At 72.3% G+C, this 12,041-nt stretch carries 11 protein-coding genes; 9 read left to right on the top strand and 2 right to left on the bottom strand.

The annotated features are described in order from the left end of the window. The first annotated feature begins 160 nt into the window (after nt 1–160). Both ACW9J6_RS18310 and ACW9J6_RS18305 read left to right on the top strand, forming a co-directional pair. Nucleotides 161–1,525 carry a M16 family metallopeptidase gene (locus ACW9J6_RS18310; RefSeq protein ID WP_457117928.1) on the top strand — a complete coding sequence of 455 codons (1,365 nt, stop codon included), beginning with the start codon at nt 161–163 and terminating at the stop codon, nt 1,523–1,525. Nucleotides 1,526–1,575: 50 nt separating this feature from the next. Further along, nucleotides 1,576–2,877: a M16 family metallopeptidase gene (locus ACW9J6_RS18305; protein WP_457117927.1), complete on the top strand. Its 1,302-nt coding sequence runs from the start codon at nt 1,576–1,578 to the stop codon at nt 2,875–2,877. Nucleotides 2,878–2,929: 52 nt separating this feature from the next. Here the strand turns inward: ACW9J6_RS18305 and ACW9J6_RS18300 are convergent, their stop codons facing one another. Continuing rightward, the gene (locus ACW9J6_RS18300; RefSeq protein ID WP_457117926.1) at nt 2,930–3,367 is read right to left on the bottom strand and encodes a cupin domain-containing protein; all 438 of its coding nucleotides are present in this window, start codon (nt 3,365–3,367) and stop codon (nt 2,930–2,932) included. Nucleotides 3,368–3,461: 94 nt separating this feature from the next. Here ACW9J6_RS18300 and ACW9J6_RS18295 point away from each other — a divergent pair, with 94 nt between their 5' ends. From ACW9J6_RS18295 to ureC, 4 genes are all read left to right on the top strand, one after another. Next, nucleotides 3,462–4,307 (top strand): urease accessory protein UreD, encoded by an 846-nt coding sequence (locus ACW9J6_RS18295; protein ID WP_457117925.1) that lies wholly within the window; start codon nt 3,462–3,464, stop codon nt 4,305–4,307. Nucleotides 4,308–4,380: 73 nt separating this feature from the next. Continuing rightward, complete coding sequence (locus tag ACW9J6_RS18290) at nt 4,381–5,001, top strand: urease subunit gamma (protein WP_457117924.1); 621 nt, start codon at nt 4,381–4,383, stop codon at nt 4,999–5,001. Next, on the top strand, nt 4,998–5,408 hold the full coding sequence (locus tag ACW9J6_RS18285; protein ID WP_457117923.1) for a phosphohydrolase: 411 nt from the start codon (nt 4,998–5,000) through the stop codon (nt 5,406–5,408). Before ACW9J6_RS18290 ends, ACW9J6_RS18285 begins: the two co-directional genes overlap by 4 nt. Continuing rightward, nucleotides 5,408–7,135 (top strand): urease subunit alpha, encoded by a 1,728-nt coding sequence (ureC, locus tag ACW9J6_RS18280; protein WP_457117922.1) that lies wholly within the window; start codon nt 5,408–5,410, stop codon nt 7,133–7,135. The genes ACW9J6_RS18285 and ureC overlap by 1 nt, the downstream gene beginning before the upstream one ends. A gap of 133 nt (nt 7,136–7,268) precedes the next feature. On the opposite strand, the gene ACW9J6_RS18275 is transcribed toward ureC, so the two are convergent. Then, entirely contained in the window at nt 7,269–7,622 is a 354-nt protein-coding gene (locus ACW9J6_RS18275; protein ID WP_457117921.1) for a hypothetical protein, read from the bottom strand. 299 nt (nt 7,623–7,921) lie between these two features. On the opposite strand from ACW9J6_RS18275, the gene ACW9J6_RS18270 reads away from it, so the two are divergent. From ACW9J6_RS18270 to ACW9J6_RS18260, 3 genes are read left to right on the top strand one after another with little or no spacing between them, the layout of a single operon-like run. After that, nucleotides 7,922–8,452, top strand: coding sequence for a hypothetical protein (locus ACW9J6_RS18270; RefSeq protein ID WP_457117920.1), 531 nt, complete (start codon nt 7,922–7,924; stop codon nt 8,450–8,452). 52 nt (nt 8,453–8,504) lie between these two features. Further along, nucleotides 8,505–10,499 (top strand): AAA family ATPase, encoded by a 1,995-nt coding sequence (locus ACW9J6_RS18265; protein WP_457117919.1) that lies wholly within the window; start codon nt 8,505–8,507, stop codon nt 10,497–10,499. A 7-nt stretch (nt 10,500–10,506) separates the two neighbouring features. Next, nucleotides 10,507–12,024, top strand: coding sequence for a tetratricopeptide repeat protein (locus tag ACW9J6_RS18260; protein ID WP_457117918.1), 1,518 nt, complete (start codon nt 10,507–10,509; stop codon nt 12,022–12,024). The last annotated feature ends 17 nt before the right edge of the window (nt 12,025–12,041 follow it).

The raw sequence follows: 12,041 nt of genomic DNA, 5'->3' as shown, positions 1-12,041 counted from the left end.
GAGGCGACCCCTCCGCCTTAAAATGTTCTAGAAGGCGTGGTGAATCGCCATACATCCGAAGCGCACGGCGCGCGGCGAATGGCGCCCAAGGGGTTTCGTTCACACACGCGGTTCACCATCATCTGGGGCGGTTGCGGCAGCCCTCGCAAGGGACATCAGGATGCACTCACGGACGCGCCCCCTTCTTCGCCCCACGGGCCGCCCAGGCCCGATCCTGCGCCTGGATGCGGGCGCGTCCGGGCGGGCCGAGGCGGGCGGGCCGGAGGTCGCCTCCTTCGTGCTGGACAACGGGCTCGACGTGGTGGTCATCCCCGACCACCGGGCCCCCGTCATCACCCACATGATCTGGTACCGCAACGGCTCGGCGGATGATCCGCGCGGCCAGTCCGGCATCGCCCACTTCCTCGAGCACCTGATGTTCAAGGGCACCGAGAAGCACCCGGTGGGCGCCTTCTCGAAGGCGGTGTCGAACCTGGGCGGCCAGGAGAACGCCTTCACGTCCTTCGACTACACCGCGTATTTCCAGCGCGTCGCCCGCGACAACCTGCGGACCATGATGGAGTTCGAGGCCGACCGGATGACCGGCCTCGTCCTCGACGACGCCGTGGTGGCGCCGGAGCGCGACGTGGTGCTGGAGGAGCGCCGCATGCGGGTCGAGACCGACCCGAGCGCGCAGCTCTCCGAGGCCATGGCGGCCTCGCTCTTCGTGCACCACCCCTACGGGGTCCCGATCATCGGCTGGATGCACGAGATCGAGGATCTCAACCGCGAGCACGCGCTCGCCTATTACCGGCGCTTCTACACGCCCGAGAACGCGATCCTGGTGGTGGCCGGCGACGTCACCGGCGACGAGGTGCGGCGCCTCGCCGAGGCGACCTACGGCCAGGTGGCGCCGCGCGGCGCCCGCCCGGTCCGCGAGCGGACCCGCGAGCCCGAGCCCCGGGCGGCGCGGCGCCTCAGCGTCGCCGACCCGAAGGTCGAGCAGCCGACCTTGCAGCGGCTCTACCTCACCCCCTCCTGCATCACCGCCCGCGAGGGCGAGGGCCACGCCCTCGAACTCCTCGCCGAGGTGATGGGCGGGGGGCCGACCTCCTACCTCTACCGCTCCCTGGTGATGGAGCAGGGCGTCGCGGTGAATGCCGGGGCCTGGTACATGGGCTCGGCCATGGACGACACCCGCTTCTCGGTCTACGCGGTGCCGGCCGAGGGCGTGTCCCTGGAAGCGCTGGAGGAGGCGATGGACGCGACGCTGCGGCGGCTGCCGGCCGAGGCGCTCGGGGCCGAGGCGGTGGAGCGCGGCAAGACCCGTCTCGTGGCCGAAACGGTCTACTCCTCGGACAGCCAGTCGTCGCTCGCCCGGATCTACGGCTCGGCGCTGGCCATCGGCGAGAGCATCGACGAGGTGCGGACCTGGCCCGCCGCCATCGAGGCCGTGGAGCCGGCAGGGATCGCCGCGGTGGCCGAGCGCTACCTCGTTCCCGCCCGCTCCGTCACCGGCTACCTGACCAAGGCCCGGGACGCCTGAGGCGCGTCGACCGCCGCCCCTCGCGCTGACCCGACACAGAAGAGGTCCCCATGACCCTGGCCGCCGACGCCCCCTCCCGCTCCGCCACCCTCGGCTCCGCCTCCTCCCCGACCCTGGCCCGGCCCGTCCTCTCCGCGAGCGGCGTCGAGGCCTGGCACGTGGAATCGCCCGTCGTCCCGCTGATCGCGATCGCCTTCACCTTCGAGGGCGGCGCCGCGCAGGACCCGGTCGGCAAGTCGGGCGCGGTGCAGATGCTCTCGCGCCTCCTCGACGAGGGCGCGGGCCCCTACGATTCCGACGCGTTCCAGGAGCGCCTTGCCGCCCGGGCGATCGAGCTGAGCTTCCACGCCGGCCCCGACGCGATCGGCGGCTCGCTGAAGATGCTGGTGAAGCACGCCGACGACGCGGTGGACCTCCTCGCCCTGGCGCTGGCCGAGCCGCGCTTCGACGACGGGGCGGTCGAGCGGGTGCGCGGGCAGATGCTGGCCGGCATCCGCTACCAGCAGAATGATCCCGGCGTGATGGCCTCCCGCCGCTTCTTCGCCGAGGCCTATCCGGACCATCCCTACGGCCGGCCCTCCGGCGGCACCCTGGAGAGCGTGGCGGCTATCACCCGCGACGACCTCGTCGCCCTGCACCGCCGCCTGATCGGCCGCGGCCGCGTCAAGGTCGCGGCGGTGGGGGCGATCGGCGAGGCCGCCCTCCAGCGCGCCCTCGACAAGGCATTCGGCCGCCTGCCCGAGGGCGGGGCGCTCGCCCCGGTGCCCGCGACCCGGATCGCCGGCCTCGGCCAGCGGATCGTGGTCGACCTCGACGTGCCGCAATCGGTGATCCGCTTCGGCACCGACGGTGTGCCGTGGCGCGACCCGGACTTCATCCCGGCCTACGTGCTCAACCACATCCTGGGCGGCGGCGCCTTCACGTCGCGGCTGTTCCAGGAGGTGCGCGAGAAGCGCGGCCTCGCCTACTCGGTGGGCACCTCGCTGGTGAGCCACCGGGCCGCCTCCATGACCTGGGGCTACACCGCGACGAAGAACGAGCGCGTGGCCGAGGCGGTGGCGGTGATCGGCGAGGAGATCGCCCGGCTCACCCGCGAGGGCCCGGGGGACGAGGAGCTGCAGAAGGCCAAGGACTACCTCACGGGGTCCTACGCGCTCGGCTTCGACACCTCGACGAAGATCGCCCACCAGCTGGTGCAGGTGGCGTTCGAGGGACTCGGCATCGACTATATCGGCCGCCGCAACGGCCTGATCGCGGCGGTGACCCAGGACGACATCCGCCGGGCCGCCGCGCGCACGCTGGGCGACGGGCGGCTGCTGGTGGTGGCCGCCGGGCGCCCGACGCAGCTCTGAAGGGCGCGCGCGAAACCTCCCCCCTCTGCGGGGAGGGTTCCACCTCCCCGCCTCACGCCATCGGGTCCTCGCCCGCGGGCCTGACCTCGTCCAGGTCCGGCCGCAGCACCACGCTCTCCTGCTCGTTCGGGTCCGTGCGCGCGATGACGGCCACCACGGTCTCGGTCGGGCTGGCGTTGTAGGGAAGGTGCGGCATCCCGGCCGGGATGTAGACGTAATCACCGGCGCGGTTCCACATGTGGTGCTCCAGGCGCGGGCCGTACCACATGCCCGCGACCCCGCTCAGCACGTGCAGCGCAGTCTCGTGGCCCTCGTGCAGGTGCGCTTTGGCCCGCGCGCCCGGCGGCATGCTCACGGTCTGGAGGTGGATCCCGCGCGATCCGACCGACTCGGCCGAGATGCCGGGCCGGTAGGTCAGGGCCTGCTTGCCCACGAAGGCGTCGCCCGCCGCCACGACGCGGCAGGTGGGTTCGTCGATGACCTCGGACATGCGCTCCTCCGCGATCAGGTCTTGACCGAAGGCTACTCCGATCGCGGCCCGGAGGCGACTTGCGCCGGCGGCCACGGCGACGCTTAAAGGAGCGATGGCCGCCCTCCCCTCCTCCGCCCCGCAGCGGCAGCGCTCCGACGGACGCGTCGCGCTCTCGGCCGGCCGGATGACCGGCGGCGCCACGCGCCTCACCGACCTCGCCGAGAGCGGCCCGCTGCGCCTGCGCCTGCCGCGCGTCGAGGGCGCGGCCCTCGAAGGCGTGTTCCTCAACAGTGCCGGCGGCATCGCCTGCGGCGACCGCTTCGCCGTCGCGGCCGATCTCCACGAGGGCGCGGACCTCGTCCTCACCACCACGGCGGCGGAGAAGATCTACCGCTCCGACGGTCCGGTCACGGAGATCGCCGCCTCCCTGCGCCTCGCGGCGGGCAGCCGCCTCGCCTGGCTGCCGCAGGAGACGATCCTGTACGACGGCGCGCGCCTGCGCCGGCGCCTGACCGCGGAGATCGCCCCGGACGCGACGCTGACCCTGTTCGAGACCCTGGTCTTCGGACGCATCGCCCGAGGGGAGAGCGTGGAGACCGGCCTCCTGGAGGATGCGTGGCGGCTCTCCCGGGGAGGCCGCCTCGCCTACGCGGACACGCTGCGCCTCGACGGCCCGGTCGCCGCGCTCCTCGCCCGCCCGGCGCTCGGCGGCGGGGCGCGGGCACTCGCGACGATGGTCCACCTCGCGCCCGACGCGGAGGCGCGCATCGAGGAGGCGCGGAGCCTGATCGAGGCGGCCGGCTGCGCAGATCTCGGCGTCGAGGCCGGGGCGAGCGCCTGGAACGGCCTCCTCTGCCTGCGCCTGCTGGCGCCCTCGGGCGATCCCCTGCGCCGCGCCGCGACCCGGATCCTCGAAGGCTTCCGCCGCCTGCCGCTGCCGCGCGTCTGGCAGACCTGAGGGCGGCGCGCTTCTTGCCTCACCGCCAAGCCTCGACAAGGATGGATCAGGCCCGAATCGTGAGGACGCGCCCGTGCTGCTGACCCCCCGGGAGAAGGACAAGCTCCTCGTCGCCATGGCGGCGCAGGTGGCGCGCAACCGCCTCGCCCGCGGCGTGAAGCTGAACTTCCCCGAGGCGGTGGCGCTGATCACCGACTTCGTGGTCGAGGGCGCCCGCGACGGGCGCAGCGTCGCCGACCTGATGCAGGCCGGCGCCCAGGTTCTCGACGCCTCCCAGGTGATGGAGGGCGTGCCGGAGATGATCCACGACATCCAGGTCGAGGCGACCTTCCCGGACGGGACCAAGCTCGTGACGGTGCACCACCCGATCCGCGGCGCGCCCTCCGCCGACGTGCCGGGCGCCGTGACCACGCCGCCGGGTGAGATCGTGTTCAACGCGGGCGCGCCGCGCACCGTGATCGAGGTCGCCAATACCGGCGACCGGCCGATCCAGGTCGGCTCGCACTACCATTTCTTCGAGGTGAACCCGGCGCTGCGCTTCGACCGCGACAAGGCCCGCGGCCAGCGCCTCGACATCGCGCCCGGAACGGCGGTGCGCTTCGAGCCGGGCGCCACCCGCGAGGTGACGCTGGTGCCCCTCGGCGGGTCGCGGGCGGTCTACGGCTTCCGCGGCGACGTGATGGGATCGCTGTGAGCCTCGAAGACACGCTCCTGCGCGATGAGATCGCCCTCGTGACCCGGGCGGCCGACTTCGCGGCCCGGCGCCACACGGGTCAGCGCAGGAAGGGCGCCGCGCGCGAGCCGTACGTGAACCACCTCGCGGAAGTCACTGACGACAAATCGCTCCCCAAAGCGGAGCGCAAGCTTCTCCAGGTCGCGCGGGCGCAAAGCGCGTCACCGGGTGCCAGGATCATCAAACTCGCCGACAAGATCAGCAATCTCCGATCCTTGGCGGCCAGCCCACCCGAGGGCTGGGACCGGACGCATGTCCTTGACTACGTCACCTGGGCGGAGCGGGTCGTGGCCGGGTGCCGCGGCACGAGCGCGACCCTCGAATCGATCTTCGATCAAACGGCCATCGCGGTGCGGAGAGCGGTCTGATGTCCAACACGCCCAAGCCCGCGAGCCTCTCCCGCGCCGCCTACGCGGGCATGTTCGGCCCGACCAAGGGCGACCGCATCCGGCTCGCCGACACCTGCCTCGTGATCGAGGTCGAGCACGACCACACCCGCTACGGCGAGGAGGTGAAGTTCGGCGGCGGCAAGGTCATCCGCGACGGGATGGGCCAGGGGCAGGCCAGCAACGCGGCCGGCGCCGTCGACACGGTGATCACCAACGCCGTCGTCCTCGACCATTGGGGCGTGGTGAAGTGCGATGTCGGCCTCAAAGGCGGGCGGATCGCGGCGCTCGGCAAGGCCGGCAACCCGGACATCCAGGACGGGGTCACCATCGTGGTTGGGCCCGGCACCGAGGTGATCGCCGGCGAGGGCAAGATCCTGACCGCCGGCGGCTTCGACAGCCACATCCACTACATCTGCCCGCAGCAGATCGAGGAGGCACTGACCTCGGGCGTCACCACGATGCTCGGCGGCGGCACCGGCCCGGCCCACGGCACTTTCGCGACCACCTGCACGCCGGGCCCCTGGCACATCGCCCGGATGATCGAGGCCGCCGACGCCTTCCCGATGAACCTCGCCTTCGCGGGCAAGGGCAACGCCTCGCGGCCCGAGAGCCTGGAGGAGATGATCCGGGCCGGCGCCTGCGCGCTCAAATTGCACGAGGATTGGGGCACCACGCCCGCCGCGATCGATTGCTGCCTCACGGTCGCGGACGCCCACGACGTGCAGGTCATGATCCACACCGACACCCTCAACGAGTCGGGCTTCGTCGAGGACACGATCGCGGCCTTCAAGGGCCGCACCATCCACGCCTTCCACACCGAGGGCGCGGGCGGCGGGCACGCGCCGGACATCATCAAGGTGGCGGGGCTGCCCAACGTCCTGCCCTCCTCCACCAACCCGACCCGGCCCTACACGAGGAACACCATCGACGAGCACCTCGACATGCTGATGGTCTGCCATCACCTGTCGCCGTCGATCCCCGAGGATCTCGCCTTCGCGGAGAGCCGCATCCGCAAGGAGACGATCGCCGCCGAGGACATCCTGCACGACCTCGGCGCGCTCTCGATCATGTCCTCCGACAGCCAGGCGATGGGCCGGGTCGGCGAGGTGGTGATCCGCACCTGGCAGACCGCCGACAAGATGAAGCGCCAGCGCGGCGCGCTGCCGGGCGAGACCGGCGACAACGACAACCTGCGCGCCCGGCGCTACGTGGCGAAGTACACGATCAACCCCGCCATCGCGCACGGCGTCTCGCGGCACATCGGCTCGGTCGAGCCGGGCAAGCTCGCGGATCTCGTGCTGTGGTCGCCGGCCTTCTTCGGCGTGAAGCCGGACCTCGTGATCAAGGGCGGCACCATCGCGACGGCGCCGATGGGCGATCCCAACGCCTCGATCCCGACCCCGCAGCCGGTGCATTACCGGCCGATGTTCGGCTCCTTCGGCCGCGTGCCGGCCACGACCTCGCTCACCTTCGTGTCGAAGGCGGCCGTGGAGGCGGGCCTGCGCGAGCAGCTGCGCGTGCAGAAGGAGCTGGTCGCGGTGGAGAACGTGCGCGGCGGCATCGGCAAGCGCAGCATGATCCTCAACGACGCCACGCCGGTGATCGAGGTCGATCCCGAGACCTACGACGTGCGGGCGGACGGGCAGCTGCTGGTCTGCGAGCCGGCCGAGGTGCTGCCGATGGCGCAGCGCTACTTCCTGTTCTGAGGCGGACCTCGACCGTCGGGTCCCGCGACCCCGATCGACGGCCGCGCCCTCCACGTCCCGCGGCCCACCCGCACCGCGAGGAGCGCTGCCCCAGAGGCCGGCGGACTCGTCCGTGCGCCGAGGCTCATCCGCGTCACTTCACGACGAAGCCGCGCTTCACGCAGTACATCGCGATCGTCGTGCCGGGCGCGGCGAAGACGGACAGGCCGTCGCCGTCGCGAATCACCACCGGCGCGGTCGACGCCCCGATGTAGAAGGCGTTCAGGACCACCTCGTCCGGCTGGCAGGTGGTGCGGCATCCCGGCGCCGGCCTGCTGCGCTCGCAAGTGTTGGTGAGAGCGCGGATGGCCGGGCCGGCCTCCGCGGCCGGTCCGGGCGGGCCGGCATCGCCCTTGGGCCCCGCCGGTCCCGGTGGCCCGGGCGGGCCTTGCTGCCCCTGGCAGGAGGTCAATCCAAGCAAGAGGATCCCGCAGATGGGGCGTATCATGCTGCATCTCGCGCTTCCGCCCATCTTGGCTGGACGCGACCAACTTCGTCAACCGAGCCATCACCGACACTATGCCTTCGTAAGAGGGCACGGGTTCTTGCGATTCGCCCGGCCGTCGGTCGAGTGACGTGTTGAGAAGCGCGATCTTGGCCAACACGTATCGATCAGCGCCAAAATAGTGCGGCCGAAGCTGCGGCCAAACGGCGACGTGGGTGCGAATTCTCACCGACACTGGAATTCGTTATGCTGATGACAGTCGTCGCGTGCAATCGCCGCACCGAATGCAGGAGGACGCCACGATGATCGCGCAAGCCGCCCGAGGGCCGGACCGCGCCGCGGAGAAGCCCGGCCTTCCCGTGAGACCGGCCGTGGTAGGGGCGGCCGGCGGGCTCGCCACCGGGATCCTCCTGATCGGGTTGTTCGCGAGCGGCGCCGCCCCGGCGGGCTCGTTCGAACTCGGCGGCGTCGCCCCCGCGGAGCTCGCCGCCGCCGCCGGCACGCTGATCCCGGGCCGCGCGCCGCAGCTCGTCCAGGATGCGAGGTCCTGCCGCGCACCTTTGGCCGTGGTGAGCGTGGCGCGGGCGGGACCGTCGCGCGCGCCCATCCGGATCCGCTCCGGCAGCTACGTCTCGCCCGAGATCGTTCCGACGGACGCGGTGCAGCGCGTCGCCCTGCCCTATCCGGCGCCGTATCCGGAGGGGCGCGGCACGCTCACGGTCGAGGGCGATCCCGCGAATCTCGGCGTCTACCTGTCCCCCGGCTGGCGCTTCGACCCGGCGACCGGCACCGCGGCGATCAGCGTGGTCTGGCAGCCGCGCAACCTCTGCTGACCCTTCGCAACCGACCCCGATCCGGACCTCCGACGCGACGAGGGCTTCCCCGATGAAGACGTTCTTCCGCGACCGGCCGATGCTGGGATTCTTCGTGATCTCGGTGGCGGCGGCGGTGCTGAGCGCGTGGCTGATCAATCCCCAGAGCAGCCCGCTCGCGTGGTTCGGCGCGGGGGCCGGCGGGGCCGGCCCGGTCCTGCTCAAGGCCGCGACCGTGCTCGCCATCCTGGCGGCGGGCGCGGCGCTGACCTACGTGGCGGCCCGCCTCGCGCAGAGTCAGGACGTGCTGGTGGCGACCGGCGGCGCCGCCGTCGGCTCGCTGCGGCTGCTGCGCACGGGGCAGAAGGCGCCGGTGCGCCCGACCCAGGACGCGCTCGACGAACTCGACGGGATGATCGGCCTCGCCCCGGTGAAGGAGGAGGTCAACAAGCTGATCTCGCGCCTGCAGGTCGAGCAGAAGCGGCGCGAGCAGGGCCTGCCGGCCTCTCCGATGAGCCTGCACATGGTGTTCACCGGCCCGCCCGGCGTCGGCAAGACCCAGGTCGCCCGCGCGCTCGGCGAGATCTTCCGGGGCCTGGGCGTGCTGCGCAAGGGCCACCTCGTCGAGACCGACCGCTCGGGCCTGGTGGCCGGCTACGTCGGCCAGACCGCCGCCAAGACGCTCGACAAGTGCAAGGAGGCCCTCGACGGCATCCTGTTCATCGACGAGGCCTACGCGCTGGCGGACGGGCAGGAGGGCGGCTCGTTCGGGCGCGAGGCGATCGACACGCTGCTGAAGTTCATGGAGGACCACCGCGACCGCATCATCGTGATCGCGGCGGGCTACCCGAACGAGATGCGCCGGTTCATCGGCACCAACCCGGGACTGGCCAGCCGCTTCACCAAGACCATCGACTTCCCCGCCTACGACCCCGCCGAGATGGGGGCGATCCTGCGCGCCATGGCGGCCAAGCAATCGTTCCAGCTGCCCGAGGACATCGAGGTGCGCCTGTCCCCGTGGCTCGCCGAGAATGCCCGGCGCGAGGATTGGGGCAACGCCCGCGAGATCCGGACCCTGCTGGAGAAGACGCGGGAGGCCCAGGCGATGCGCATCGCCAGCCACCCGGAGGCCGATCTCTTCCGGATCGAGGTCGCGGATTTCCAGAGCGCGCTCGGCTTCGCGCTCCCCGGCCAGAAGCAGGAGGCCACGGCCCCCCTGCCGCTCCTGCGGGTCCCGGAGAGGGCGCAGGCCCAGCGCCCGGCGGAGGCCGCCCTGGCCGAGCTCGACGGGATGATCGGCCTCGCGCCCGTGAAGGAGGAGGTCAACACCCTGATCTCGCGCCTGCAGGTCGAGCAGAAGCGGCGCGAGCAGGGCCTGCCGGTCTCCCCGATGAGCCTGCACATGGTATTCACCGGCCCGCCCGGCGTCGGCAAGACCCAGGTCGCCCGCGCGCTCGGCGAGATCTTCCGGGGCCTGGGCGTGCTGCGCAAGGGCCACCTCGTCGAGACCGACCGCTCGGGCCTGGTGGCCGGCTATGTCGGCCAGACCGCCGCCAAGACGCTCGACAAGTGCAAGGAGGCCCTCGACGGCATCCTGTTCATCGACGAGGCCTACGCGCTGGCGGACGGGCAGGAGGGCGGCTCGTTCGGGCGCGAGGCGATCGACACGCTGCTGAAGTTCATGGAGGACCACCGCGACCGCATCATCGTGATCGCGGCGGGCTACCCGAACGAGATGCGCCGGTTCATCAGCACCAACCCGGGGCTGGCCAGCCGCTTCACCAAGACCATCGACTTCCCCGCCTACGCGGTGGGCGAACTCGAGGCGATCCTGAGGCGCATGGCGGCCCAGCAATCCTTCGTGCTTCCCGATCCCCTCGACGCCCGCCTGACCGGCTGGCTCGCCGAGAACGCCCGGCGCGAGGATTGGGGCAACGCCCGCGAGATCCGCACCATCCTGGAGAAGGCCCGCGAGGCGCAGGCGCGGCGGCTGGCGGCCGACCCCTCCGCGGACCTGACGCGCATCGAGTCGGCGGACCTCGACGCCGCGACGACCGGAAGGGTGTGAGGCCGCCATGGGCACGCAGACGCTCGCTCTCAAGCACGCGCTCCTCTGGAACGGCGATGCCTGGTACCGCGCCGCCTGGGCGGTCTGGCCGCAGGCGCTCGCCCTCCTGGCGGCAGGCTGGCTCGTCGCCGGGGGCGGCTTGCCCTCCTCCGAGTCGGCCGCGCCCTGGGCACAGCCCAAGCCGCCGCTGAGCGGGCAGGAGATCAACGCCCTGCGCGACCGCGCGGCCGGCGACACGGCGGCGCTCGCGCAGCTGCGCGGGGCGGCGGCGGACGGCCAGCGGGACGCGGAGTTCCTCCTCGGAACCCTGTACGATCCGACGATCGCGCTGCGGCGCACGACCGTGATGCCCGACATGCGGGAGGCGCTGACGCATTACCGCGCTGCCGCCGAGCAGGGGCACCTCTACGCGCAGTACAACCTCGGAAACGCGTTCTTCAACGGGCTGGGCGGCATCCCAGCGAACGCTCCGGCCGGGCTGCCCTGGCTGGAGAAGGCGGCCGCGCAGGGCTTCGCGCCGGCCCTGCGGCAGCTCGGCATCGCGGCCCAGCGGGGAATCGGCGGGCCGGTCGACCTGGCCCGGGGCGTCGCGATGTTCCGTCGCGCCGCCGATGGCGGCGACGCCTACGCGCAGGTGGAGGTCGGCTTCGCCTACGAGCGCGGCCTGGGCGGCCTCTCGGCCGACCAGCCGACGGCCGTCGGCTGGTACCAGAAGGCCGCCGCGCAGGGGAGCGCCGCGGGCGAGCGGCTGCTGGGAATCCACCTCTTCGACGGCACCGGCATCGCGGCGAACAAGGCCCAGGCGATGGACCTGCTGACGCGCGCGGCCGGCAAGGGGGATGCCGAGGCGCAGGCCCGCGTCGGTCAGGCCTTCGCGACCGGCGACGGGCGGCCGCTCGACCCGAAGGAGGCCGTCTCGTGGTTCCAGAAGGCCGCCGACCAGGGCCAGGTCTACGCCCAGCGCCGGATGGCAATCGCCTATCGGGACGGCGTCGGCGTCACGGCCGACCGCGGCCTCACCGCGCAGTGGTTCCGCCGCGCCGCCGACAAGGGCGACGGCTTCTCGGAGGCGGAGCTCGGCTGGCTCTACGAGAACGGGAACGGCGTGCCGCGGGATCCCGCGCAGGCCCTGGCCTATTATCGGCGCGCGGCCGATCACGGCGACGCGTTGGGGCAGGTGAAGGCCGGCGAGATCTACCTCAACGGCACCGGCGTGGCGCGGGATCCCGCCGTCGCCCTCGGCTTCTTTCAGCGCGCCGCCCGGCAGAACAACGCGGCCGCGCAGTTCGACCTCGGCATGATGTACGAGCGCGGGGATGGCGTGACGGCCAGCCCGTCCGAGGCGGTCACCTGGTACCAGCAGGCGGCCAAGAACGGGAACGCAGCGGGTCAGAACGCCCTCGGGGTCGCCTATGCGCGTGGCTTCGGGGTTCCGCGAGACGTGGCGCAGGCGCGGTACTGGCTCGGCCTCGCCAAGGCGAACGGCTACGCGGCGGCCGCCCGCAACCTGGACGCCCTACGTTAGCGGATGCGGGCGGTTCG

The organism is Methylobacterium sp. JK268, assembly GCF_054052225.1.
This window is presented reverse-complemented; position numbering and strand designations above follow the sequence as displayed.

Bases quoted from the DNA above. Each gene is read 5' to 3' on its own strand.
- ACW9J6_RS18310 (WP_457117928.1), top strand. From the start codon at position 161: ATGCACTCACGGACGCGCCCCCTTCTTCGCCCCACGGGCCGCCCAGGC.
- ACW9J6_RS18305 (WP_457117927.1), top strand. From the start codon at position 1,576: ATGACCCTGGCCGCCGACGCCCCCTCCCGCTCCGCCACCCTCGGCTCC.
- ACW9J6_RS18300 (WP_457117926.1), bottom strand. From the start codon at position 3,367: ATGTCCGAGGTCATCGACGAACCCACCTGCCGCGTCGTGGCGGCGGGC.
- ACW9J6_RS18295 (WP_457117925.1), top strand. From the start codon at position 3,462: ATGGCCGCCCTCCCCTCCTCCGCCCCGCAGCGGCAGCGCTCCGACGGA.
- ureC (WP_457117922.1), top strand. From the start codon at position 5,408: ATGTCCAACACGCCCAAGCCCGCGAGCCTCTCCCGCGCCGCCTACGCG.
- ACW9J6_RS18275 (WP_457117921.1), bottom strand. From the start codon at position 7,622: ATGATACGCCCCATCTGCGGGATCCTCTTGCTTGGATTGACCTCCTGC.
- ACW9J6_RS18270 (WP_457117920.1), top strand. From the start codon at position 7,922: ATGATCGCGCAAGCCGCCCGAGGGCCGGACCGCGCCGCGGAGAAGCCC.
- ACW9J6_RS18265 (WP_457117919.1), top strand. From the start codon at position 8,505: ATGAAGACGTTCTTCCGCGACCGGCCGATGCTGGGATTCTTCGTGATC.
- ACW9J6_RS18260 (WP_457117918.1), top strand. From the start codon at position 10,507: ATGGGCACGCAGACGCTCGCTCTCAAGCACGCGCTCCTCTGGAACGGC.